Genomic DNA, 23,349 nt, shown 5'->3' on the forward strand with positions numbered 1-23,349 from the left:
CAAACGCCGGCGAGGCTGGAAAATCCAGCCCGCGCGGCGTTTGAGCGCACCGGGCGCGAAGCGCCCTGGGGGTCCCCCCAGCGGTAGCCGGGGGAGGGTCCGGGCGGAGCCCGCCACGCGGCGGAGCCGCATATCCGGCACAGCGGGAAGGGGCGGGGAGGGGACAGGCCCCGCGCAGCGGCACACCACCCGCACCCCCACGCGGCCGGACCGGGGCCACCCCGGCCCGGGAAACGGCGGAGCGGTGCCGCCCGAACCCGGACGGCACCGCTCCGGCACATCAGGCCGACACGGTCACGACGCCGTGGCGGCGGTGACCTTCACGTCCAGCACCAGGACCACGTTCTCCTTGGTGATCAGCCGGAGGTGATACGTGCCGGGGGCGACCCCCTCGGTCAGCAACTCCGGCACCACGATCTTCCCGTCGGCCCCGGACGCCACCAGCTCCACACTGAACAGCTTCTCGCCGTCCTTGGCCCCCTTGAACCAAGGACCCTTCGCCTTCGCCGGATCCACCGGCATCCACTGCCCGGCCTCGTTCTTCTCGACCAGCCCGGCGGTGACCTGCGTACCCGCCACGGCCTTGCCGCCCGCGGTGGCCTGCACCTCGACACCCTTGACGGCCTGCCCGGCGACGACCTCCAGCGGCTTCGCCGCACCGGCGTCGGTCCGGGTCAGCAGGTCCGCAGGAGCCGGAGCCGGCTTCGCCGCGACGAAGCCCTTGAAGTTCACCGTGAACTGGCTGGAGGTGTCGTACCCGGTGGCCCGCAGGGTGAAGCTGCCCGCCCGGGCACCCGCAACCAGGCCGGGCGCGGCGGCCACGCCCTCCGCGTCGGTCTGCACCGCAAGGTGGGCCTTGCCCGGCTTGCCGAAGTTCGTGCCGTCCGTCGTGTCGTCCTCGACCGCGAACAGGATGAACTGGTTCGCCGCCGGCTTGCCGTCGCTGAGCACCGCCTTGATCCGCGGCACCGCGGTGAACGCGGAACCGGCCTCGGCCCTGAGCTCGGTGCTGCCGACCGCCTCCAGCTTGGCCAGGCGCGCGGGCGTCGGCGTCGGCTTCTCCGGCTCGGGCTTCGGCGTCGGAGTCGGCTTGGCCGGGTCGGTCGGGTTCGTGGTCTTGCCCGGGGTGGGGGTCGGCGAGGTGCCCCGGCCGGGGGTCGTGTGCGTCGGGGTCGTCGTGCGCGGGTTCGGCAGCACCGGGGAGGTCGGCGGCTGGTAGGTCCCGGCCGGCGGGTTGGGCACCTGGGTGGCGCCGCTCTGGTACTGCCGCATGAACCCGAGCACGGTGTTCACGTACTCGCGCGAGTTGTTGTAGCTGAGGATCGCCTTGTCGAGCTGGGCCGCGTCCGAGAGGTTCCGGTCGCCCGCGCAGAGGTAGAGGCCCGCGCCCAGGGCGGCGTCGTAGATGTTGTTCGGGTCGCGCTTGGAGTCGCCGTTGCCGTCGGCGCCCCAGGTGGCCCAGGTGGAGGGGATGAACTGCATCGGGCCGACGGCCTTGTCGTAGACGGCGTCGCCGTCCCACTCGCCCTTGTCGGTGTCCTTGACCTCGGCGAAGCCTTGGCCGTTCAGCTGGGGGCCGCGGATCGGGCGCTCGGTGTAGCCGTCGGCCTTGAGCCCGTACCCGGAGGCGTGGACCGACTCGACGCGGCCGATGCCGGCGAGCAGCTCCCACGGCAGCTTGCAGTTCGGCAGCGCGGCGGCCACCGCGGTCTGGGCGCGCTTGTAGGCGTCGAGGGCGGTCGCGGGTATGCCGCTGGCCCCCTCGCCGGCACCGGCGGCCGGCGGGACGGCGGGGTCCGCGAGGTTGTCGGGCAGGTCGAGCCGGGCGTCACCGCGGTCGGTGGCCTGGGGGCTGTCCGGGGTCGGCTCCGACTCGCCCGCGTCGGCGGTGGAGGTGTTGGTCACCACGGCGGCGGTCGTCAGACTGGCCGCGAGCGCGGCCGTGCACAGGACCTTGCGCGAGGTGTTGACGAGGTGGCGGTGAAGCGGCTTCACAGTGCGGCGATCCCCCCAAGGCGGCCGGCAAGTCATACGGCGGGTCGAGCCGTGAATATCCACTGTCTATCAGGTATTCGGACGCGACTCACCGCCGCCCCGGGAGATGTGACACACCATTCGTCTCGGCTTCACCCGGGTCTTGCGACCGAACGCACAAGGGGCGGCGCCGCAGGCCCAATTGAGGGGGATACGGGGTGGTATCAGCCTGGCGTCGACCCGGTTGCCGCCTCCAACGCAGCCTCTGCCGCCGTCCCCGCGTGGACGCGGAGCAGGAGCGCGTGCAGGGTGGCCCGCTCGGCCTGGTCGAGGGGGGCCAGCACGTGGTCCCGTACGGCCTCGGTCTCGGCGGTCAGCTCGTCGAGCAGGACGCGGCCCTGCCCGCTGATGCGCACGAGCACCCGCCGCCGGTCGGCCGGATCGCGCTCCCGGTCCACGTGCCCGAGCCGCGCCAGGCCGTCGAGCACCTTGGCCACGTCGCTGGGATGCAGTTCGAGGGCTTCGGCGAGCTCCCGCTGCGCCTGGGCCTGCGGCCCGCGGTCGGCGAGCACGGCCAGCACCGCCATGTCCCACAGCCGGAGCCCGCGCGCGGCGAGCCGGTCGCCGACGAGGGTGCGGGCCGTCTTGCCCACCTTGGAGAGCAAGTAGGGGGTGAGGGCGACCAGTCGGGGGGTGGGGGAAGCCATGGGGGCATTGTAGGCTGCCACCAATCATAGGTTTGAACCTACGAATTGCTCAGGCGCGACGCGTGCACATGTCGAGTCGACTCCCACCGAACGGAGCCCCATGGACGCCCTGCACACCCGGCTGCTGGTCGGCCGCTTCGGCGAGACCTTCCGCTTCTACGACGCCGTGCTCCCCGCCCTCCTCGGCGCCACCCGCACCCGCGGATCCGCCGAAGGCCCGTACGCCTCCTGGGACGTGGACGGCCAGGGCGTACTGGCCCTCTTCGAACGGGCGGCGATGGCCGCCACGCTCACGCTGCACGGGGCGGGGGCGGGGGCGAATGCCGGTGCTGGTGCTGGTGCTGGTGCCGACGACCGGACCATGCTGGTCAGCCGCGTACCCGACGTGGACGCCGCCTACGCCGCCTGCCTGGCCCACGGCGCCACCCCGGCCGGCCCGCCGGCGGACCGCCCCGAGTGGGGCCCCACCCTGCGCAGCGCCCACGTCCGCGACCCCGAGGGCAACCTCTGGGAGCTCCAGTCGTACTGACCCGGCCGCCCTGCGCGCCCCGCCTTCGCCGCCTTCCCCGCCCGCGTGGTGCCCACTCCCACGCCCTCCGGATCACTAGGCTGCGGTGCCGTGCCTACCGTGCCCACCGACCCGATCCGCGTCCCCGATCTCTCGGACCGCCCGCACCGGCTGTCCGTGGAGCACGCGATGATGACCGATACGCACACGGTCTACGTGGCGTGGACCGAGCAGTTCGACCGCTGGTTCGCCGCTCCGGGCTCGGTGGCCATGACGGCCGAGGTGAACGCGCCGTTCTTCTTCGAAACGGAGTCCGCGCAGGAGCCGGGCACACCGCCGACCCGGCACCCGCACTACGGCCGCTTCCTGCGGCTGGAGCCCAGCCGGCTCGTGGAGCTCACCTGGGTGACGGGCCGGGGCGGCACGGAGGGCGCGGAGACGGTGGTCACCCTCCAGATCGCCCCCCACAACATCGGCATGCACCTGCGGCTGACGCACGCGGGCTTCTACGACGAGGCCGCCCGCGACCGGCACGAATCGGCCTGGCGCCAGATCCTGGCGCACCTGGACGAGGTGCTCACGGGCTCGGCGTGAGGGACGCCTGACCCTGCCCCTGAACCTGGGCCTGCGCCCTGAACCTGAACCTGGGCCTGGGCCTGCGCCCTGAGCATCAGGCCACCTCCACCGCACGGGGGAGGCACCTCGCCCCGGCGGACGACGTACGGACCGCCGCCGCTCGCGAGGATCGAAGGGCAACCGGATCTGCCTCCGGCCCCCTTCGATCGATCGGAGCATCACCGTGCGACGCAGCAGCAAGACCGTTCGGATCGCCGCTCTCCTCGCCCTGGCCGCCGCCCTGGCAGTCCCCGTGGCCAGCGCCGAGGCCGCCACCCCGCCGCCTCCGGCGCCGGCGGAGACCACCGCCCACATCAAGGGCTGGGCGCGCCTCGAATACCCCGACCCCGCTGACGACATCCAGGTCACCGTCGACGCGCGCGGCACCTACACCAAGGACAGTCCGTGGTTCCCGGTGAAGTCCGAGGGGACCCTGCGCCTGTCGCACAAGATGGTCCGCCCGAACGGCGTGTCGCGTACGTACTGGGCCGACATGGAGGTCGACTGCGTGACCAGGGGCGGCCCCAACGCGACGGTGACCGGCCGGATCGTCGCCGCCAGCAACAACCCGAAGGACGCCGACTTCCCCATGGACGACCCCCTCCAGGCGATGCTGAAGGACCACGTCCGGATGGGCATGAGCTTCTACGTCCCCGGCAAGGGCGGCGGCCCGGCCCGCGTCGGGCTGTCGGGGCCGGCGGACATGACCTTGTCGAAGTGCATGGCCCCGGCGCCGTTCGACAAGGTCCTCAAGGGCGGCTTCACCCTCAAGTAACCACCAGGCGGGGCGGCTTGGGTGACCGGGGTGGCCGACCGCGTCACAGGCAGGCCCACACCGTCTTCCCCGGATACCCCGCCGGCCGCGGCCTGACTCCCCACTCCCGCGCCACGGCCGCCACCAGGAGCAAGCCCCGCCCGCCCTCCGCCGACCACGGATCGGCGGGCGCGAGCACCTCCGGCGGCCCCTGCTCGCCGCGGGCGTCGCTCACCTCGACCCGGACCCGCAGGCCGTCGTACCGCAGCACGACCTCGAAGTCCCGCCCGGGCACGAGCCCGTGCACCACGGCGTTGGCGGCGAGCTCGGCGACGACGAGCTCGACGTCCTCGGCGAGGGCACAGCCGTACGGGATCCCCCAGGCGGCCAACTGCGCCCCGGCCAGGCGCCGGGCGAGGCGGGCGCCGCGGGGGGTGGCGCTGAGGAGCTGGCGGAACTCGCGGGGGGCACCGGGCGCGGGCCCGGGTGCAATGTCACTCAATTCGGTTGTCACGTGACCGAGCGTGTCCGGTTCCCCGTACGCTTTCCAGAAGCGGCGGCGCTACGGTGGAGTGCTGTAGGAGCGACGCCTGCTGTGTGTACGGCCCGTACGGACGAGGGCGGTTCAGCCGATGAACGACCTGTCAGACCGCGAGGAACAGCCGGAGCGACCAGTGGAGGTCGACGGCACCGCGTACCTCTTCAAGGCGCTCGGGAAAATCATCAAGGTGCTGCGGGAGCGCGCCGGCCTCCAGCAGAAGGAACTGGCCGCGCTGGTCCACGTGGGCGAGGACCTGGTGTCCTCGATCGAGCGGGGCGTCCGGACCCCACAGCCGGACTTCCTGGAGAACGCCGACCGGGTACTGGAGGCGGGCGGGGTCCTCCGGGCGGCGATCCCGGACGTGAAGGACGCGCTGAAGAGGGCGCGGACGCGGCATCCGGATTGGTTCCGGGACTATGCGAAGGCTGAGGCTGAGGCCAACGCGATTCACGACTACAGCTACCAGGGCGTCATGGGCCTCCTCCAGACGGAGGGCCACGCACGGGCCGTATTCACCAAGCGCCGACCGCTGCTGGACGAGGTCACCATCGAGAAGCGGGTGGCTGACCGGATGGCCCGCCAACAGATCTTCGACCGTTGGCCCTCGCCCACGTTCAGCTTCGTCCTGGACGAGAGTCTCCTGATGCGCCCGGTGGGCGGCCCTGACGTCCACAGAGAGCAGTTGCGCCGCCTCATCGAGATCGGCAGCCTTCGGACGGTGGAGCTGCAGGTGATGCCGTTCAGCCGGGGGGAACACGCGGCAATGGGCGGCTCGTTCAGCCTCCTTCACCCCAGAGGACGCCAGCAGGTCGCCTACACCGAAAGTTACGGCAAGCCGAACTTGATCACCGATGCCGAACAGGTGCGGATCTACGCTGAGCGCTATGGGATCATCCGGGCACAGGCGCTCACGCCCGACGAGTCCCTGACCTTGATCGAGAAGATGCTGGGAGAGCGATGAAAGCCACCGACCTGGCCTGGTTCAAGAGCAGCTGCAGCAGCGGCGAGGGCGGAAACTGCATCGAAGTCGCCTACGCCTGGCGGAAATCGAGCTACAGCGATGGCGAGGGCGGCCAGTGCGTCGAGGTGGCCACCTGCGCCCACACCGTCCACATCCGGGACTCGAAGCTGACCGGAAGCCCGGAACTGGCGGTGGCCCCCGAGGCCTGGACCGCGTTCCTGGACGGCGTAACGGTTTAGCGGCATCCGAGCGGGTCGGCGTCGGAGGAGTGTCCGGGGGCGTCCCGTCAGCCCATTGTCCTTCCGGTGCGGGCCGGCCCGGAATGCCAAAGAGCTGCCGGGAAGCCCCCGAAGGATGGCCGGGAGGAACGATTGAAGGACTGCCCTCGTCAGAGAGGGCAGTCGGGGCCGGGAGGTGCAGAATCCTTCCTCCCAGGACCACCCCCATGCCCGGCACCGGGCATCCGGGCAGCCGAGCCCCCAGGGCTGAGAGAGGGCCATCGCCGGAGCTGAGGGGCTCCAACCTGCACGAGACTTCAATGAGATGACCGTCAGGAGCGGGGAAGCGCCCCAAATCGCTACGCGCTCCTCTTTTCTCGGCGTCCGGCGGCCGTCTTGGGCTGGTAGCGCGACAGATCGCTACGTGGGCGCCCACGTCTCAGCGTCGGACGGCCGTCTGGGGCTGGTAGACGCAACAGCGCGAACCGGCCGTTCGCCCCAGCGGAACCGGCAGCGGGCGTCACCCTGGGTAACGCTAGTCGAGATGCCTGCGCCGCATGCGGGGCGTACGGTCGAAATGATCCCCAACCTGCTAGGGAAGGGGCGATCGATGCGATCCTCCCGGAAGCTGGCAAGGGCGGCCCTGGGCGTTCCGCTTCTTGCGGCGGCGTTGGTGACGCCCACTTCGGTCGCCGCATCGGACGCGACCAGCGTAAGAGCACCCTCTGTGGTCGTGGAAAGCGACTGCAGCCAATCGTTCCGCATCCCCCCGCGGCATCGCGGCAACAGCCTCGCCCGGGTGAAGGTCTGCTACGAGGCGGAGTGGGACCCGACGTCGCTCGCAGCCAGTCTTCGCAAGGCAACTGTGTGGGTCGAAAATATTGCGACGAATGATATCCAGGTCAATGTCCTAGTGCAGTTCAAGGTGTCCGGTAACGCCCATGTCCTGGGTGCCTGTCCCGTTGCAGCCCACTATCAGACTCTGAAGCCGGACGAGGAGTGGAGCTGCACGCCTGACACGCACGTGTCCTTCCATCGGCCTGCGATCGTTCAGGCAACCGCCGACGTCACTATCTCCGGCCAGAGGACCAGGACGCTGAAGACCGACGCCAGGCGCATTGGCTGATTGGGATGTCCTGTGGCGCCGGTCCCACGTCAGACTGCCGTCCATGGCAAGGGAAGTGAGGCTGCCGGACGCCACACGCGGGCGCCTGGCCCAGACGGCCGTTCGACGCTGAGACGTGGGCGGCCACGTAGCGATCTGTTGCGCTACCAGCCCAAGACGGCCGTCGGACGCCGAGAAAAGAGGAGCGCGTAGCGATTTGGGGCGCTTCCCCGCTCCCGACGGTCATCTCATCGAAGTCTCGTGCAGGTTGGAGCCCCTCAGCTCCGGGGATCGCCCTCTCTCGGCCCTGGGGCTCGGCTACCCGCCTGCCCGGCGCCGAGCAGGGTGATGGTCCCGGGAGGAAGGATTCTGCACCTCCCGGCCCCGACTGCCCTCTCTGACGAGGGAAGAGGCTGGACATGACCCCCTGGCCATCCTTCGGGGGCTTCCCGGCAGCTCTTTGGCATTTCGGGGTGGGACGGCGGGTCAAGGGTGGCCGAAGGCCATCGCGCAGCGACGCGACGAAGGAGCGCCCTTGACGCGCCGGCCCGCACCGAAAGGACAATGGGCGGCCGGGACGCCCCCGGACACCCACCGATCCCGCCCCACCCGTGACCCGGGCCCTCCGCCCCCGTCGAGCAGGCCGACCCGGCCCCATCCGTGACCCGGGCCCTCCGCCCCCGTCCAGCAGGCCGACCCGCCCCCACCCGTGACCCCGCTCCTCGGCCCCCGCCCAGCAGTCCGACCCTGCCCCGCCGCGCTACCCCTCCCCCGCCTCCAGCAGCACCTTCGCCAGGGTCTCCGGGGCCGAGAACATCGGCCAGTGGCCCGTGTTCAGCGTCGTCAGGGTCCAGCTCGCACTGCGCAGGAGGTCGGTCACCGCCGGCCCCGGGTCCTCCCCGTCCAGCAGGCACTTCACGTACACCGCCGGGAGCTCGCGCAGCGAGCGGGCCAGGATCGCGGGCTCGGTCAGGGTCGCCCCTGGGTGCGGGGTGCAGCCGGCGACGATGCGGGAGATCGCGGCATCGTCCAGTCCCTGGCCCGCGAACTCCTCCGCCCCCGGCGGCGGCCAGTAGCCGCCGCCGGCCTCGATCGACGCCTCGACCATCGCCCGCCCTTCCGGCCAGCCGGCGACGAACGACTCCCCGTCCACCGGGACGTTCGCGTCGACGAAGACCACCCGGGCCAGGCGGTCCCCGATCAGCTCCGCCGCCTGGCCGACCGGGATGCCGGCGTAGCTGTGGCCGACCAGGACCACGTCACGCAGGTCCAGGCGCTCCACCTCGCCCACGACGTCCTGTACGTGCGTCTGCTGGCCCGCCCATGCGCCCGCCGCGGCCCGCTCGGCGAGGCCGGACAGCGTCAGCGCGTACGCGCCGTGCCCCGCAGCCCGCAGCTCCGCGACCACCGCGTCCCAGGCCCACGCCCCGAGCCACGCGCCGGGTACGAGTACGAAGTTGCTCATGGCCGCACCGTACACGATCATGCGAACGCATGTTCGAACAGCAACGGGCCACCCTCACGCGTACAGCGCCTCGATCTGCGCCGCGTACCGCCGCGCCACCTCCTCGCGCCGCAGCTTCAGCGTCGGGGTCAGCGTGCCCGCCTCGACGCTGAAGTCCTCGGCCAGGACGTGGAACGCCCGGATCCGGGCCGGCCGGGACACCCCGGCATTGGCCGCCTCGACCGCCTCCTGCACCAGCGCCCGCACCGCCGGGTGGGCGCCCGGCTCCGGGCCCGGGTCGACGCCCTCCCAGGCCGCCCAGGCCGCGACCTCCTCCGCGTCCAGCGTGATCAGCGCGACCGGATGCGGCCGGCGGTCGCCGATGAGCACGGCCCGGGACACGTACCGGGAGCGCTGCACCGCGAACTCGACCTCCGTCGGGGTGATGTTCTTCCCCGCCGAGGTGATGATCAGCTCCTTCTTCCGGCCCGTGATGCGCAGGTACCCGTCCGCGTCCAGCTCCCCCAGGTCCCCGGTGTGCAGCCAGCCCTCCGCGTCCAGGGCCTGCGCCGTCGCGGCGGCGTTGGCGTGGTAGCCGGGGAAGACCATCGGCCCGCGGGCCAGCACCTCCCCGTCCGGCGCGATGCGGATCTCGCAGCCGGCGACCGGGCGGCCGACCGTGCCGGGGCGCACCGCCTCCGGGTGGTTGGCGCAGAGCACCCCGCCGGACTCGGTCATGCCGTAGCCCTCGTACACGGCGATCCCGCAGGCCCGCAGGAAGTCCAGGGTCGCCGGGGCGATCGGTGCGGCGCCGGTCAGCGCGTACGTCAGCCGGCCGCCGAACGCCCCGCGGACCAGCGCGTACAGCTGCCCCTCCGCCGCCTCGTACACCGCCCGGTCGGCCTCGGGCAGACGCCCCTCGGCGGCGAGCAGCCCGACGCGGACGGCCTCCTCCAGCCGCTCCCGGCCGCCCTCCTGCGCCTCGGCCATCGACAGCACGACCGCGTGCAGCTTCTCGAACAGGCGCGGTACGGAGGGCAGGTGCGTCGGCCGTACCTCGGCCAGCTCGGACAGCACGTCCTCGATCCGGCCCCCGAAGTAGCACAGCTCGCCGCCCTTGAGCAGGGCCGTGAACTGGATGAGCTGCGCCAGTACGTGGGCCAGCGGCAGGTAGAGGTACGTGGAGTCCCCCGGGCCGCCGCCGCCCGACAGCGGGAGGACGGCGTCCTGGACGGCGCCGAGGTTGCCGTGGGTGAGGCGGCAGCCCTTCGGCAGGCCGGTGGTGCCGGAGGTGTACACGATGGCCGCGTCCGCGGACGGCTCGACGGCGGCGGCCCGAGCGGACAGCGCGGCGTCGGCGGCGGGGTCGGGGGCGGGGTCGGGGTCGGCGGCCCCCGCACCCGGCAGGCCCGACACCAAGTCGTCCATCCGCACCACCGCCCGCAGCGCCGGCAGCTTCGCCCGCAGGGTCTCCACCCGGGCCGCCTGGGCCGCGTCGTCGCAGACCGCGACCACCGCCTCCGAGTCCGCCAGGACCCAGGCCAGCTCTTCCTCCCCCGCCGTCGGGTACACCGGGACGAGGACCGCGCCCGCCGCCAGGATCCCGAAGTGGGTGTACGTCCACGCCGGGCGGGTCTCCGCGAGCACCGCCACCCGCTCGCCGGCGGCGACCGCGAGCCCCGGGCCGAGCAGGGCGCGGCCGACGGCACGTGCGCGGGCCCGCAGTTCGGCGTACGAGACGCTCGCCCAGCCGCCGCCGGCATCGGCCCCGGCCGCCCGGTGGCGGAGGGCGGGCCCGTCCCCGTACCGCTGCGCGGTCCAGTCGGTGAACTCCGCCAGCGTCCGCGGCCGTACAGCGTCCGTCTCCTTCGCCATCGCCATCGCTCGCCTCCCCTTCGTGCGTGCGCCCACGTACGTACATACGGGGACGACGCTAAGCAGCCCGGCGGCCCGAGCGGCATGACCGGAAGCGTCAGCCCCGCTGACTCCAGCGCTCATCACGGCTACCGTCGATGCCGTGGGGAGGCGGACGGTCACCGTGCACCATGTGCGTGCCGTGCTCGCGGGGGCGGCGCGCAGCGGCATCGACACCGTGCCGCTGCTGCAGGAGGCGCAGATCCCGCCGCTGCTGCTCGGCGACGACCGGGCGCGGGTGACGCCTGCGCAGTTCGCGCGGCTGTTCCGGGCGCTGTACCGCACGACGCAGGACGAGTTCCTCGGGCTGTCCGCGGTGCCGAGCCGGCCGGGCACCTTCGCAATGATGTGCCGTGCCTCGCTGGGCTGCCGGGACCTGGGGGCGGCGGTGGAGCGGGCGGCCGTGTTCTACGGGCTCTTCCCGGGCGGGCCCGAGCTGTCGCTCGACGTGGCGGGGGCGGAGGCGCGGTTCAGCGTGCGCAACGACTTCGACCGGGACGAGGAGCGGTTCCTGACCGAGTGCGTGCTGATGATCTGGCACCGGCTGAGCAGTTGGCTGATCGGGCGCCGGATTCCGCTCGCGGGCGCGGCATTCGCGTATCCGCCGCCGCCGCACGCGTCCGAGTACGGGATCCTCTTCGACTGCCCGGTGCGGTTCGGGGCGCAGCGGACGGGCGCGGTGTTCGACGCGCGGTGGCTGGCCGCGCCGGTGGTGCGGGACGAGGAGGCGCTCGAGGCGCTGCTGCGGCGGGCGCCGTTCGACCTGCTGTCGCGGCCGGAGTACGGGACGACGGTGGCCGAGCAGGTACGCAAGGCACTGGCCCGGCAGTTGCAGGGGTCGCCGCGGCTGCCGGAGCTGGCGGAGGTCGCGGCCCGGCTGGCGGTGTCCCCGGCGACGCTGCGGCGGCGGCTGCAGGGGGAGGGGACGTCCTTCCAGCGGCTGAAGGACCAGGTGCGGCGCGATGCGGCCATCGCTGCGCTGGCTGAGGGGGGTGAGCCCATCGCCGGGTTGGCGGCGCGGCTGGGCTTCTCGGAGGACACGGCGTTCCACCGGGCCTTCCGCCGCTGGACGGGCACCACCCCGGCCGCCTACCGCCTGTCCTCGGGCCCGTCCCGCCCGGCCCCCTAACCCCGGGGTGCCCCCAGGGCCCCCGCCTCCACCGGCCCCCGTGCTCCGCCCGGACCCGCGCCTCAAACGCCGGCGGGGCTGAATGTGCCCCCCGGCTTCGAGAGTGGGGGCGAACACGGGCCCCGGCCGCAGGCGCAGGCGGAGCCGCCCGGGCTTCTGGGGCGCCGCCCCAGACCCCGCGCCTCAAACGCCGGCGAGGCTGAATCGGCCGGACCCCCGCCCGAGGCGTCCTCGGGACGAAGCGGCAGCCAACACGCATCTCCGCCCCCTGCCCTCGAAGCCGGGGCTCGGCAATCTCAGCCCCGCCGGCGATTGAGGCGCGGGGTTTGGGGCGGAGCCCCAAGAAACCCGGCTCCGACCCCCGCCTTCGAAGCCGAGGGGCGGCAAAATCCAGCACCGCCGGCGATTGAGGCGCGGGGTTTGGGGCGGAGCCCCGAGGAACCCGGCTGCGCCGGGCACCGGGCGGGCCTGCTTCGGTCAGGAAAGGTGAGCTGTGCGGTCAGCGACGGGGCTGGCGGGCCGTCACTACCTTCTCTTCACCTGCCCGCACGGAACGAGCCGCTGGAGAGCCGCCATGCGTATCGCACACCGCCGTCGCCCGCGCCACTGCCGTATCGTCCTCGCCGCTGTGGCGGCTCTGGGTCTGGCCCTCGGGGCCGGGGTGTCCGGGGCGGCCGCGGACGCCCCGGAAGCCCCGGAAGCGGAGGGCGCCGCGCCCGGGGATCTCGTCGGCGTCGCCCCCTCCGCCTTCCACCCCCTCCCCGGCCAGCCGACCGCCACCAAGGCCTGGAAGATCCACTACCGCTCGACCACCGCCGAAGGCGCCCCGAACACCGTCTCCGGCACCGTGATCGTCCCCCAGGACGGCCGCACCGGCCCGCGCCCCCTCGTCACGTACGCCGTCGGCACCGTCGGCATGGGCGACTCCTGCGCCCCCGGCAACAACCTCCCCCACGGCACCGCCACCGAGGCCAACCTCATCCAGCAGCTCACCCTCCGCGGCTGGGCCGTGGTCGTCACCGACTACGAGGGCCTCGGCACGCCCGGCGTGCACACGTACACCGTCGGCCCCTCCGCCGGCCACGCCGTCCTCGACGCGGCCCGCGCCGCGCTCCGGCTGCCGGAGGCGGGCCTCGCGCCCGACACCCCGGTCGGCATCATGGGCTACTCGCAGGGCGGCCAGGCCAGCAGCTGGGCCGCCGAGCTGCAGGGCTCGTACGCGCCCGAGCTGAACGTGAAGGGCACGGCGACCGGCGGGGTCCCGGCGGACCTGATGAAGGTGGCCGCGTTCAACAACGGCTCCTACGGCTCCGGCCTGATCTTCATGGCGGCCGCCGGCCAGGACGCGGCCTTCCCCGAGCTGCAGCTCGACTCGTACCTCAATCCGGCGGGCCGGGCACTGGTGGCCGGCATGAAGGAGAACTGCGTGGCGATCGACGCCATCGCCGGCTCCTTCAAGCGGATCTCCGACCTCACCACCCGCAACCCCCTCGACCAGCCCGACTGGCAGGCCCGCCTGGACCGGAGCCGGCTCGGCCGGACGGCGCCGGCCGCGCCGGTGTACCAGTACCACGCGCTGGGCGACGAGCTGATCCCGTACGCGGTCGGGCGGCAGCTGCGCGCCGACTGGTGCGCGCGGGGCGCGGACGTGGAGTGGGACACCGTCTGGGTCGGTGAGCACGTCAGCGGGGTGATCACCCACTCCCCGGCGGCCGCGGCCTGGCTCGCCGACCGCTTCGCGGGCCGCCCGGCGCACGGCAACTGTTGACCGGTTGACCGCTTGACCGCGCCCTGCCGCATGCCTGCCCCGCCGGCGTTCATTCGCCGTCGGGGCAGGACCGCGTCCCGGAGGGCAGTCGACCGTCGACGAGGAAGCGGGTGACGTAGCCGCGCACGCAGCGGGAGGCGGTGTAGCCGGTGTGGCCGTCGCCCTTGTAGTCCAGGACCACGGCCGAGCCGAGGCGTTCGGCGGTCTCCTCCGTCCACTGGTACGGGGTGGCCGGGTCGCCGCGCGTACCGACGAGCAGCATGCGCGGGGCGCCGGGCCGGTCGATCCGGCGGATGAAGTCGGTGCCGGCAGGGCGGCCGTAGCAGGACAGCACCGTCATCAGCTGCCGCGGCCCGAAGATCTCCGAGGCCCGGCGGAACTCCTCGCGCAAGCCCTCGATCTTCTTCTCGATGGCGGCCGGGTCGGCCTTGTCGTAGTCGCGGTCGGGGTCGTCGGCGCAGTTCACGGCGGCGAGCGCGGCCTCGCCGTTGTCGGCGGGTACGAGGCCGGGCGGCCCGGGGTCGGCCGGCTCCGGGCCGTCCGGGGTGCTGAGGCGGAGCATCCCGCGCGGGTCGCCCTTGCGCTCGACGTCGGCGAGGGCCTGGGCGAGGTCGGGCCACAACTCCTTGGAGTAGAGGGCGGCGGAGATGGCGGTGACGGCGTGCTCGCCGGTGAAGCGGGCTCCGTCGGCGTCGACGAGCGGGTGGGCGTCGAGGTGGGCGACGAGGGCGGCCGTCTCCTTCTTGGCGGTGCGGGTGTTCGTGCCGTAGACGCAGCCTTCCTTGCGGTGGGTGCACCAGGTCAGGAAGTTGTCGAGGGCCTGCTGCTGGCCGCGCGCGGAGACGAGGGCCTGCTCGGTGAGGGATTCGGTGAGGGTGTCGACGCCGTCGAGGACCATGCGGCCCACGCGGTGGGGGTATTGGGCGGCGTACACGGCGCCGAGCCGGGTGCCGTAGGAGAAGCCGAGGTAGTTGAGCCTGTCGTCGCCGAGGGCGCGGCGCATGAGCTCCATGTCGCGCGAGACGTTGACGGTGCCGATGTACGGGAGGACCGGGCCGGATGCGCGCTCGCAGCGTTTGACGAGGGCCCGGAGGGCGGCGAGCTGGGCGGCGGCGTCGGCAGTGGCCTTGCCGGTCGCGGTGCCGGGGCCGGTGCTGGTGCCGGGATCCGGTTCGAGGGAGCCGCCGCAGCTGACGGGGGCGCTGTGGCCGACGCCGCGGGGGTCGAAGGCGACGAGGTCGTAGCGCTCACCGAGCTCGGCGTACGGCTTCGGATCGGCGGCGAGGGTCTCGATGCCGGGGCCGCCGGGCCCGCCGAAGTTCAGCACCAGCGAGCCGAGCCGCCGGCCGTGGGGCGCGGTGGCGGGTATTCGGGCGAGCGCGATGTCGATGCTCCCCTTGCCGGGATGGTCGTGGTCCAACGGCACGGCCAGCTTTCCGCACCGCATCCCGTCGGGCACGGGCTGCTCGGGACACGCACCCCACCGGATCCGGGGGATCCGGGGGTCGGAGCCGACCACGAGCGGTCCCCGCACGCCCGACGGGACGGGGGGACCCCCCAGGCCGCCCAGGCCGACCAGGCCGGGCGCGGCCGCGAGGCAGCCGAGGACGATCAGGCAGGCGGCACCGACCGCGACCCCGCCACGAGAACGGGCACGGGAAGGGGAACGGGCACCGGCACCCGAGCGCGCGCGGGCACGGAAACGGGAACGGTGCACGGCAGCACCCTCCTCGGGCGGCCCCCCGAACCAGTCAGCCCACCATAAGCGCCCCCGCCCCGGCCCGCCGCCCGACCGGCCCCGCCCGCCCCTCCACCGCAGGTCAGCGGCCCTGGCAGGCCCCTGGCTAGACGCCTCCCAGCCAGCTGGTCGCATCCAGCCGGAAGGCCGTCTCCGCCGGAACGACCCCGCGCAGACCGCTCTCGATGCTCCGTACGCGCTCCGGGCCGAGGGCTGCGACCCATTCCGCACGCAGTTCGTCGAAGAGGGCGGCCGAGCGCTGGAGTGCGGCGTGGCCACGCGGGGTGAGGTGGACGAGCTTGCGGCGCGCGTCGCGGGCGTCGTCGATGCGTACGGCGTAGCCGAGCGCAACCAGCCGGTCGACGGTCTTGCCCGCCGCCTGCTTCGAAACGCCCAGGCGCCGCCCGATCTCGCTGGCGGTCGCGCCCCCGGCACCGATGGCCTGCATGGCGAAACCGTAGGCGGGACGCAGGTCCGGGTGCCCCTCGTCCGCGAGCCGGGCGTGCAGACGGTCGATCAGGGTGCGGAACGCACCGAAGAGCAGCAGCGGCAGCTCCCAGCCAGGGGGGTCCGAAACCACCTCGTCCGAAACCACCTCGTCCGAAACCGCCTTGCCGCGATCGACAACCCGGTTTACGTTTTCTTCGGAAGCATCGTCAACCATGTTGTCGATCCTAGTCCGTCGTCCGTGCGTCCGTGCGACCGTGCGTTCGTCCGTCCGCGCGTCCGTCCGTCCGCCCGTTCCGCGCCTTCGCGCGGTCCACCAGGAGTCGCCGTGCACACCACCCTGCCCGCCCGCACCGCCCATGCCGTCGCCCTGCTGAAGGAGGAGTCCCCGCAGACCCTGGAGGGCTTCCTCAAGCTCAGCGAGATCTTCGAGTCGACCACACTCGACCCGCACTCCCGCGAGACCGTCATCCTGACCGTCGCCGCCCACCACCAGTGCGGCCTCTGCATCGACATGCACGAGGCCAAGCTCGCCGGCCTCGGCCCGGCGCCGGATCCCGAACGCCTCGATGCCGTACGCCGGTTCACCCTCCAGGTCCTCGCCTCCTCGGGCGCGGTGGAGGACGACGAGCTGGCGGCGTTCCAGGCCCACGGCTACACCCGGCGCAACGCGCTGGAGGTCGTGCTCGGCATCGGCACGTACACGGTCTCGACCTTCGCCAACCGCATGAACCGCGCGGACTAGCCGGGGCCAGGGGCGCGGGGCAGGGCCTGTCCGGCGCGTCATGCCGGACAGGCCCCTGGGCCCCTGAGCCCCTGGCCCCGCAAAGGGGCGGCTCAGCGCTTGAGCATGAAGCCGAAGTCGCCGGAGAGCCTGCCGCTCAGCCGGACCGCCGACACGAGCTTCCCCTCCGCGAGCAGCCGCTCGACCTCGGCCCGCGAAAGACCGCACCCGTCGGCGATCAGCCGCACCGGCCGGACCGGGATCCGTGCCGCGAAGCGGACCGAGACGTCGACCACCTCCCGGTCCAGGGGGTGATCGGACCCGCCGGTGTCGAGCCGCCAGGCGCCGTCCCAGTCGAGGGCGATGCGGTTGCGGCGCTGCACGACCGGATCCTGGAGCAGCTCGGCCGCCAGGTCGGGGTCGTTGCCGTGCATCCGGTCCAGCAGCTCGGGTCGTACGGAGCGCACGTTCGCCCGCTCCAGGACCGCGAGCTTCGCCGTGTCCCCGCAAGCGGTGCAGAGCACGAGGATCCAGGCGTCGAGGAGCTTGTGGTGGGCGTTGACGCGGAATTTGCCGTTCGGCCGGAAGCGCTCGGACGCGCACGCGTGGCAGCGGCGGCGAACGGTCGGCAGGCAGGTGGGCATGACCACCCAGTTCTTGAGCACAGAAGTACACCGGTTCCAGTGAGAAGTCCGCAGCAAAAAGCAGCGCGGCGCACAGGCGCGACGCGCGACAGATCAGCTCTCGGGGGGTCTCACACGGTGTACAACGGGACGTCCTTGCCTCGACAACTCGGATCGGCAGCAAGGTAATGGCGTACGGGGGCGCTGCTCCACCGAATTTCGAACGAACGCCGGGCACCCGGGTCAGCTGCGGCGGTACAGGGCCTCGATATCGGCCTCGTGGTCCCGGGCGATCGCGGCGCGGCGGAGTTTCAGGGACGGGGTGAGGTGGCCGCGGGCTTCCGTGAAGTCGCCCGGCAGGACCGTGAAGCGGCGGATCGACTCCGCCCGCGAGACGAGGCGGTTCGCCTCGTCCACCGCGCGCTGGAGGTCGGCCAGCAGGTCCCGGTCGTGGACGAGCTCCCGCATCGGGACGCCCTCCTTCTTCCGCATCGCCCGCCAGTGCGCGAGCCCCTCCGGTTCGAGGGTGATCAGCGCGGCCACGTACGGCCGGTTGTCGCCGACGACCATGCACTGGCCGACCAGCGGGTGGGCCCGCAGCCAGTCCTCCAGCGGGGCCGGGGCCACGTTCTTGCCGCCGGAGGTGATGATCAGATCCTTCTTCCGGCCGGTGATCGTCAGGTACCCGTCGGCGTCGAGCTCGCCGATGTCCCCGGTGGCGAGCCAGCCACCGCCGTGCATGGCGCCGCCGTGCGGGGCGCCGCCGTACGGGGCGCCGCCGCCCATGCCGCCGCCGTGCATGCCGTCCCCGTACGCCCCGTACACCGCCGGCGTGTTCCAGTACCCGGCGAACACGTGCCGTCCGCGCAGCAGCACCTCCCCGTCCTCCGCGATCCGCACCGCCGTGCCCGGCAGCGGCCAGCCCACCGTCCCGAGCCGCGGCTTCTGCGGCGGGGTCACGGTGCTGGCTCCGGTCGTCTCCGTGAGCCCGTACCCCTCGAACACCTCGATGCCGGCCCCGGCGTAGAAGGCGGCGAGCCGCCGGCCCAGGGGTGAGCCGCCGCTGATGACGTACCGCACGCGCCCGCCGAGCGCGGCCCGGATCCGCCGGTAGACGAGCGGGTCGTACAGGGCGCGGGCCGCCCGCAGTCCGAGCCCCGGCCGCCCGCCGCCCTCCAGCACCTCGCCGTACCGGCGGGCGATGCGCGCGGCCCGGTCGAAGGAGGCGGCGCGGCCCATTCGCTCGGCGGTGGCGCGGGCGGTGTTGTGGACCTTCTCCAGGACGTACGGGATGGCCAGCAGGAAGGTGGGCCGGAAGCCGGCCAGGTCGGCGAGCAGGTCCTCGGTCGCGATGCTGGGCGCGTGGCCGAGCTTGACGCGGGCGCGCAGGCAGCCGACGGCGACCATGCGGCCGAAGACGTGGCTGAGCGGCAGGAACAGCAGGGTGGAGGCGGCGTCCTTGCTGACGGACTTGAAGACGGGGTGCAGCAGCTCGACCGCGTTGTCGGCCTCGGCGAAGAAGTTGCCGTGGGTGATCACGCAGCCCTTGGGGGCTCCGGTGGTGCCGGAGGTGTAGATGAGCGTGGCGACGGAGTCGGGCGTACGGGCGGCGCGGCGCGCGTGCACGACGGCGTCGGGGACGTGCTCGCCGGCCTTGGCCAGGCGGGCCACCGCGCCGGTGTCGAACTCCCACAGGTGCACGAGCCCCGGCAGGTGCGCCCGCTCGGCGCTGATCAGGCGGGCCTGGGCGGTGTCCTCGACGGCGCAGGCCACGGCGCCGGAGTCCTGGATGATCCAGCGGGCCTGGAGGGCGGAGGAGGTGGGGTAGACGGGGACGGTGACGAGCCCGGCGGCCCAGCCGGCGAAGTCCAGCAGGGTCCACTCGTAGGTGGTACGGGCCATGATGGCCAGCCGGTCGCCCTCGCGCAGGCCCTCGGCGATGAGCCCCTTGGCGACGGCCAGCACCTGGGCCGCGAACTCGGCGGCGGTGACGTCCCGCCAGGTCCCGTCGGGCTCCTTGCGGGCGAGGACGGCCGCGCCGGGGGCCTCGCGGGCGTTGTGGAAGGGGATGTCCCCGAGGGAGCCGCTGTCCGGCAGGGCGACGAGCGCGGGTACCTCCACCTCCCGGACCACCCCGTCGATGACGGTCCTGACCGGCTCGACCAGCTTCGGCTTCGACTCCGGCTTCGGCTTCGGCTCGGGTTCCACGGCGCTCTCCTCCGCTCGACACGGGAGTTACCGCCGGTAATCTACGTACGGGTAGCGGGCCTGAACAGCCCCCGACCAGGCCGATTCACCGAACCCGGCAGGTTCGTTCACACCCGGACCATGAACCGGATCACCTGGTGGACGGGATGAGGGCGGTGAGCAGCGCCGCACCGCGCCCGGCGTCGTCGACGCTCACTGCAAAAACCTTTCCCCCGGAGCTCACGACCAGGCACTCCCCACTGCGCAGCATTACCGTCGTACCCAGTCCGCTCAGCCGGTAGCCCCATCCGCCGACCTGCGCGGGGGTACGGTTCTCGGCGCGGGCCCACTCGATGTCCCGCGCAGCCCACCGCCGTACGGGCCACCCCAGCGGCCCGAAGGCCACCTCCAGCCCCTCACCCGTGACCCGGGCCTGCACCGAGGAGAGGGCGAAGGCCGAGACCGACACCAGGGCGAAGGGCGCGATCAGCGCCCACGGCGGGGCCGCCAACCCGCCCACCGCGACGAGCGCACCGCCCATCGCCACCACCCCCGCGACGACCGCGATCAGCTGGATCCAGGGGTTCGCCGCACGGGACAGCCAGACCCGCCGCTCACCGGCGGGGATGTCCATGCCGGGCGACTCGTACGCCGACCCCGCCGCCGGGACCGGCTCCCGACCGGCGGCCAGCGCCGCTGCCAGCCCGGACACCGCAGCCACCGCGAGGGTCGCCACCACCCAGCCGGTCGCCGACGCGGCATCCCGCCAGTCGGCCCGGTCCAGATTCGCCCGTACGACCGAAGCCTGCGCCCCGAGCAGCAGCGCACCGGTCCCGACCAGCACCCCGGCGGCCGCCCGCCGGTGCCGCACGAACAGGGCGGCGCCCACCGCAAGGACGGCCCAGATCACCGCCGGGAACAGCGCGGCCGCCCACAGCGGCATGGACCCGTCGGGCTCCCCCGAGGTCCCGCCCCAGTGGGTCGCCAGCCGGTCCGGCAGCCGCCCGCTCGCCGCCGCCGGCATCGCCACGAGCAACGCCGCCACCCCGACGGCCCAACCCGCCGCCACTAACCGGCGCTTCACCCCACCGTTCACGGCACCCCCTTGATCATTTCGATGAGATCGGCCTTGCTGTACCCCAGGTGCGCCCCGTCGGCCACGAGTTCGCGCACCCGCTCCAGCAGCGCCGACTTCAGGTCCGCCCCCTCGGCCACGGTCACCCCGCGGCCCCGCCGGAACTCGAGCAGCCCCTCGTCGCGCAGGGCGCGCAGCCCGCGCAGGACGGTGTTCGCGTTGACGCCCAGCGCCTGCGAGATGTCCCGCGCGGGCGGCAGCCGGTCACCGGGCCGGCACTCCCCCTCGACGACGGCCCGCCGAATGGCACCCGCCACCTGCTCGTGCAGGGGCCGGTGGTCCGCGGCGTTCAGCTTCAGCAACATGGTGCTACTCACGCTAGCACCAACAACGCCATACCGTGCGCGCGACTCAGCGCTGCGCCTGCTTCAGGAGCCCCTTGACGGAAACTTCCGAGTTGGCGGACACCCAACTGAGGCCGTATCTCCCGGCCTCTCGAGCCACTTCTTTCTCATCAAGGCCTCTATATACTCCGTACATCGATTCGCTCTTCTTGTTTTTCGCGAAGTTGAACGAGGAAATGAAAACCTCCGGATACTCCTGCGGCGACCAGAAGGCTGCGACGTAGCGCGGCCTGCGGGTAAGATTGATCAAGCTGTCGTTGTAGAGCACCCGGCCGTGATATATGACATGCTCGCCACACTCCTTGGGTGGGCAATAGTATTTCCCTTGACTCTCGATCCAGGACATCTTCCAGTCAGAAAATCCGTCGTCGAGCTTTCCGCGATCCTGCCTCATCATGGAGAATGAAAGAACGGCGTTCAGCGTCTCGTATTCCGTATCCTTGGGAAGCGTGATGATCTTCTCCATGCCGAACTCTTCCCCGACGTCCAATGTCGACCCAGGACCTTGGAACTGCCCGGATGCGACAACATCATCCTGCACTTTGCCCTCGAAGGCCTTTACATCCGAAACCCATCCCCCGGGCTCCTCACTACCGCGCCATTTCTCCAACCCTTTGCCTGACTTCGAGAATTCGGCCAAGTGCCCCCAGACCGTGTAATCGTCGACGACGATGTAGACCGGAATCCCTCCGTCGTTCTTCGCGTAGAGCTTGAGGGGGACGTGAATATAGGGTGAATCAACATCCGTCTGAGGCATCCCGAAGGTTGCCCTCAAGACGAAGTGGTAGGGCTCGACTAGGGGTTTGTAGATACTTGAGTACCCTAGGCTGATTCCGGTCAGAAGCGCCGTGGCCGTAACTCCTGCAGCGAATCTCCTGGGGTGCGGTATCCCTCTCCACACCCTTTCATGGATGAGGATGCTCAGGGCCCACACAGACCACAGCCACAAAGCGAGGAAAAGCAAGACCTGGGATATGAATTCCCGTTCCTCCAGCCACAGGAAGAGCAGAAGGGTCGTGGTGGCCAGCGTCATCAGCACGCCGAGGAGGACCAGCGCTCCGGAATGCCTGACCTTCCTGCGGTCCCAGTAGTCGACGGCCGCAGGCAACCCGATGGCCTGAACGACACCTCCCAACAGGAAAAGGACTCCGACCAGACGTTGCGCGAAGGTCAGTGCTCCCGTGGCGTCCACCCCGCCGATGACGACGTGCAGAGCCAGCGAGCCCATCAGGCCAAGGAGCATGAAGGCGATGACCACACGGCGTCTGAGGCCTCGCTCATCCGGCCAGACACTGCTGTCGCCGCCGCGCCAGTAGATGCGCGAGCGGTCATCGAGGTCCATGTCATGGGGGTAACCGAGGCGGCGGAGTTCCTTCCGAAACTGTCGGAGGGACCAGGCGCTACCCACGATCTTGTCCTGGATGGTGATCCGACGCAGGCCACGCCGGTCAGGCGGCTCGACGACCACCCATGGTTGTATGCCCATGCGGCCAGGCTCGGCGACCCGCCCGGCATGTGCACGCAGAGCTGCTGCGTTCGGGTCAACTTGACCCGGTCCTAACGGGGCCGCTCCGCCGGGAACTCCCGGCCCTCGGCGTGGGCGGTCGGCGTGGCGGATCCCTCACCCTCGGTCGGCCCGGTCGCGGCCCAACTGGCGAGCAGACGGAGCGACTCGGCCGAGGGCGAGCCGGGCTCGGCGTGGTAGGTCACCAGCACCTGGTCCGGATCGCCGGCCGGCCGCAGCGTCTCGTAGCGCAGGGTCAGCCGGCCGACCACGGGGTGGTGCAGGTCCTTGGTGCCGTGGCCCTTGTCCCGGATGTCGTGCGCGGCCCAGAGCCGGCGGAAGTCCGCGCTCTTCAGGGAGAGTTCACCGATCAGCGAGGCCAGTCGGGGATCGTCGAGGTCCCGGCCGGCCTCCAACCGCAGGATGCCGACCACGTCCGTGGCCTTGCCCTCCCAGTCGTCGTACAGCTCGCGCGCCGCCGGGTCCAGGAAGACGTGCCAGGCCATGTTCCGCTGCTCCGGCGGCATCGCGGAGAAGTCGCCGGTCAACGCGTTGCCGAGCCGGTTCCACGCGACGATGTCCAGCCGCCGTCCGAGCACGTACGCGGGGACGCCCTCCATCGCGTCGAGCAGGTGCTGCAGGGCGGGCCGCACCTGCTGGGGGCGGGCCGCCGCGGCGCGCCCGCTCCGGCGGCGGGGCGGCTTGGTGAGCCGCTGCAGGTGCTCGCGCTCGGCGGCGGTGAGCCGCAGGGCGCGCGCGATCGAGTCCAGCACGGCCGTGGAGACGTTCTCGCCGTGGCCCTGCTCGAGCCTGATGTAGTACGCCGTGCTCACGCCGGCCAGCTGCGCCAGCTCCTCGCGACGCAGTCCGGGCACCCGCCGACGGGTGCCGTAGTCCGGCAGACCGACGTCCTCCGGCCGCAGCCGGGCCCGACGGGAGCGGAGGAATTCGCTGAGTTCGGTGCGCGGGTCCATGCGGCCCAGTATGAGGGTGAGCCTGCCAGTCGTAC

General features: G+C 72.3%; 22 protein-coding genes. 9 read left to right on the plus strand and 13 right to left on the minus strand.

Translation table 11 applies throughout. The features are described 5' to 3' along the window. Positions 1–294 precede the first annotated feature (294 nt). Positions 295–1,995: a lytic transglycosylase domain-containing protein gene (locus ABZ924_RS16990; RefSeq protein ID WP_361909605.1), complete on the minus strand. Its 1,701-nt coding sequence runs from the start codon at positions 1,993–1,995 to the stop codon at positions 295–297. A gap of 203 nt (positions 1,996–2,198) precedes the next feature. Further along, entirely contained in the window at positions 2,199–2,681 is a 483-nt protein-coding gene (locus ABZ924_RS16995; protein WP_361909608.1) for a MarR family transcriptional regulator, read from the minus strand. 100 nt (positions 2,682–2,781) lie between these two features. On the opposite strand from ABZ924_RS16995, the gene ABZ924_RS17000 reads away from it, so the two are divergent. The 3 genes from ABZ924_RS17000 (at position 2,782) to ABZ924_RS17010 (ending at position 4,579) form a co-directional block, all read left to right on the plus strand. Further along, positions 2,782–3,210 carry a VOC family protein gene (locus ABZ924_RS17000; protein ID WP_361909611.1) on the plus strand — a complete coding sequence of 143 codons (429 nt, stop codon included), beginning with the start codon at positions 2,782–2,784 and terminating at the stop codon, positions 3,208–3,210. Positions 3,211–3,300: 90 nt separating this feature from the next. Continuing rightward, on the plus strand, positions 3,301–3,783 hold the full coding sequence (locus ABZ924_RS17005) for an SRPBCC domain-containing protein (protein ID WP_361909613.1): 483 nt from the start codon (positions 3,301–3,303) through the stop codon (positions 3,781–3,783). 205 nt (positions 3,784–3,988) lie between these two features. Continuing rightward, positions 3,989–4,579, plus strand: coding sequence for a hypothetical protein (locus tag ABZ924_RS17010; protein WP_361909616.1), 591 nt, complete (start codon positions 3,989–3,991; stop codon positions 4,577–4,579). Positions 4,580–4,622: 43 nt separating this feature from the next. Here the strand turns inward: ABZ924_RS17010 and ABZ924_RS17015 are convergent, their stop codons facing one another. Beyond that, positions 4,623–5,060 (minus strand): ATP-binding protein, encoded by a 438-nt coding sequence (locus ABZ924_RS17015; protein ID WP_361909833.1) that lies wholly within the window; start codon positions 5,058–5,060, stop codon positions 4,623–4,625. A 130-nt stretch (positions 5,061–5,190) separates the two neighbouring features. Here ABZ924_RS17015 and ABZ924_RS17020 point away from each other — a divergent pair, with 130 nt between their 5' ends. From ABZ924_RS17020 to ABZ924_RS17030, 3 genes are all read left to right on the plus strand, one after another. Next, positions 5,191–6,060 (plus strand): helix-turn-helix transcriptional regulator, encoded by an 870-nt coding sequence (locus ABZ924_RS17020; protein WP_361909619.1) that lies wholly within the window; start codon positions 5,191–5,193, stop codon positions 6,058–6,060. Further along, on the plus strand, positions 6,057–6,299 hold the full coding sequence (locus ABZ924_RS17025) for a DUF397 domain-containing protein (protein ID WP_361909622.1): 243 nt from the start codon (positions 6,057–6,059) through the stop codon (positions 6,297–6,299). Before ABZ924_RS17020 ends, ABZ924_RS17025 begins: the two co-directional genes overlap by 4 nt. A gap of 712 nt (positions 6,300–7,011) precedes the next feature. Continuing rightward, complete coding sequence (locus ABZ924_RS17030) at positions 7,012–7,404, plus strand: hypothetical protein (protein WP_361909625.1); 393 nt, start codon at positions 7,012–7,014, stop codon at positions 7,402–7,404. Positions 7,405–8,143: 739 nt separating this feature from the next. On the opposite strand, the gene ABZ924_RS17035 is transcribed toward ABZ924_RS17030, so the two are convergent. Next, entirely contained in the window at positions 8,144–8,848 is a 705-nt protein-coding gene (locus ABZ924_RS17035; RefSeq protein WP_361909627.1) for an alpha/beta hydrolase, read from the minus strand. Between the two features lie 54 nt (positions 8,849–8,902). Then, positions 8,903–10,708, minus strand: coding sequence for an AMP-dependent synthetase/ligase (locus ABZ924_RS17040; RefSeq protein ID WP_361909630.1), 1,806 nt, complete (start codon positions 10,706–10,708; stop codon positions 8,903–8,905). A gap of 136 nt (positions 10,709–10,844) precedes the next feature. Here ABZ924_RS17040 and ABZ924_RS17045 point away from each other — a divergent pair, with 136 nt between their 5' ends. Both ABZ924_RS17045 and ABZ924_RS17050 read left to right on the plus strand, forming a co-directional pair. Continuing rightward, positions 10,845–11,870 carry an AraC family transcriptional regulator gene (locus tag ABZ924_RS17045; RefSeq protein ID WP_361909633.1) on the plus strand — a complete coding sequence of 342 codons (1,026 nt, stop codon included), beginning with the start codon at positions 10,845–10,847 and terminating at the stop codon, positions 11,868–11,870. 574 nt (positions 11,871–12,444) lie between these two features. After that, on the plus strand, positions 12,445–13,638 hold the full coding sequence (locus ABZ924_RS17050) for a lipase family protein (RefSeq protein WP_361909636.1): 1,194 nt from the start codon (positions 12,445–12,447) through the stop codon (positions 13,636–13,638). 49 nt (positions 13,639–13,687) lie between these two features. Here the strand turns inward: ABZ924_RS17050 and ABZ924_RS17055 are convergent, their stop codons facing one another. Together ABZ924_RS17055 and ABZ924_RS17060 are read right to left on the minus strand one after the other, a co-directional pair. Beyond that, entirely contained in the window at positions 13,688–15,355 is a 1,668-nt protein-coding gene (locus ABZ924_RS17055) for an alpha/beta hydrolase (protein ID WP_361909639.1), read from the minus strand. A 127-nt stretch (positions 15,356–15,482) separates the two neighbouring features. Further along, complete coding sequence (locus ABZ924_RS17060; RefSeq protein WP_361909642.1) at positions 15,483–16,040, minus strand: MarR family transcriptional regulator; 558 nt, start codon at positions 16,038–16,040, stop codon at positions 15,483–15,485. Between the two features lie 111 nt (positions 16,041–16,151). Between ABZ924_RS17060 and ABZ924_RS17065 the strand changes: the two genes are divergently transcribed. Then, complete coding sequence (locus ABZ924_RS17065) at positions 16,152–16,568, plus strand: carboxymuconolactone decarboxylase (RefSeq protein ID WP_361909645.1); 417 nt, start codon at positions 16,152–16,154, stop codon at positions 16,566–16,568. 92 nt (positions 16,569–16,660) lie between these two features. On the opposite strand, the gene ABZ924_RS17070 is transcribed toward ABZ924_RS17065, so the two are convergent. The 6 genes from ABZ924_RS17070 to ABZ924_RS17095 form a co-directional block, all read right to left on the minus strand. Next, positions 16,661–17,212, minus strand: coding sequence for a DUF1062 domain-containing protein (locus ABZ924_RS17070; protein ID WP_361909647.1), 552 nt, complete (start codon positions 17,210–17,212; stop codon positions 16,661–16,663). Between the two features lie 201 nt (positions 17,213–17,413). Continuing rightward, positions 17,414–19,378 (minus strand): AMP-binding protein, encoded by a 1,965-nt coding sequence (locus ABZ924_RS17075; protein WP_361909650.1) that lies wholly within the window; start codon positions 19,376–19,378, stop codon positions 17,414–17,416. Between the two features lie 130 nt (positions 19,379–19,508). Next, complete coding sequence (locus ABZ924_RS17080) at positions 19,509–20,453, minus strand: DUF1648 domain-containing protein (RefSeq protein WP_361909653.1); 945 nt, start codon at positions 20,451–20,453, stop codon at positions 19,509–19,511. After that, positions 20,450–20,797, minus strand: a complete 348-nt coding sequence (locus ABZ924_RS17085; protein WP_361909656.1) for a GntR family transcriptional regulator — start codon at positions 20,795–20,797, stop codon at positions 20,450–20,452. Before ABZ924_RS17085 ends, ABZ924_RS17080 begins: the two co-directional genes overlap by 4 nt. 46 nt (positions 20,798–20,843) lie before the next feature. Then, a complete protein-coding gene (locus ABZ924_RS17090; RefSeq protein ID WP_361909659.1) occupies positions 20,844–22,178 on the minus strand; it encodes a hypothetical protein in 1,335 nt (444 codons plus the stop codon). 215 nt (positions 22,179–22,393) lie between these two features. Continuing rightward, entirely contained in the window at positions 22,394–23,314 is a 921-nt protein-coding gene (locus ABZ924_RS17095) for a helix-turn-helix transcriptional regulator (protein ID WP_361909662.1), read from the minus strand. Positions 23,315–23,349: the final 35 nt, after the last annotated feature.

This window comes from Streptomyces sp. NPDC046876 (genome assembly GCF_040645035.1).
Lineage (GTDB): Bacteria > Actinomycetota > Actinomycetes > Streptomycetales > Streptomycetaceae > Streptomyces.

Bases quoted from the DNA above. Each gene is read 5' to 3' on its own strand.
- ABZ924_RS16995 (WP_361909608.1), bottom strand. From the start codon at position 2,681: ATGGCTTCCCCCACCCCCCGACTGGTCGCCCTCACCCCCTACTTGCTC.
- ABZ924_RS17000 (WP_361909611.1), top strand. From the start codon at position 2,782: ATGGACGCCCTGCACACCCGGCTGCTGGTCGGCCGCTTCGGCGAGACC.
- ABZ924_RS17020 (WP_361909619.1), top strand. From the start codon at position 5,191: ATGAACGACCTGTCAGACCGCGAGGAACAGCCGGAGCGACCAGTGGAG.
- ABZ924_RS17025 (WP_361909622.1), top strand. From the start codon at position 6,057: ATGAAAGCCACCGACCTGGCCTGGTTCAAGAGCAGCTGCAGCAGCGGC.
- ABZ924_RS17035 (WP_361909627.1), bottom strand. From the start codon at position 8,848: ATGAGCAACTTCGTACTCGTACCCGGCGCGTGGCTCGGGGCGTGGGCC.
- ABZ924_RS17040 (WP_361909630.1), bottom strand. From the start codon at position 10,708: ATGGCGATGGCGAAGGAGACGGACGCTGTACGGCCGCGGACGCTGGCG.
- ABZ924_RS17050 (WP_361909636.1), top strand. From the start codon at position 12,445: ATGCGTATCGCACACCGCCGTCGCCCGCGCCACTGCCGTATCGTCCTC.
- ABZ924_RS17060 (WP_361909642.1), bottom strand. From the start codon at position 16,040: ATGGTTGACGATGCTTCCGAAGAAAACGTAAACCGGGTTGTCGATCGC.
- ABZ924_RS17085 (WP_361909656.1), bottom strand. From the start codon at position 20,797: ATGTTGCTGAAGCTGAACGCCGCGGACCACCGGCCCCTGCACGAGCAG.
- ABZ924_RS17090 (WP_361909659.1), bottom strand. From the start codon at position 22,178: ATGGACCTCGATGACCGCTCGCGCATCTACTGGCGCGGCGGCGACAGC.
- ABZ924_RS17095 (WP_361909662.1), bottom strand. From the start codon at position 23,314: ATGGACCCGCGCACCGAACTCAGCGAATTCCTCCGCTCCCGTCGGGCC.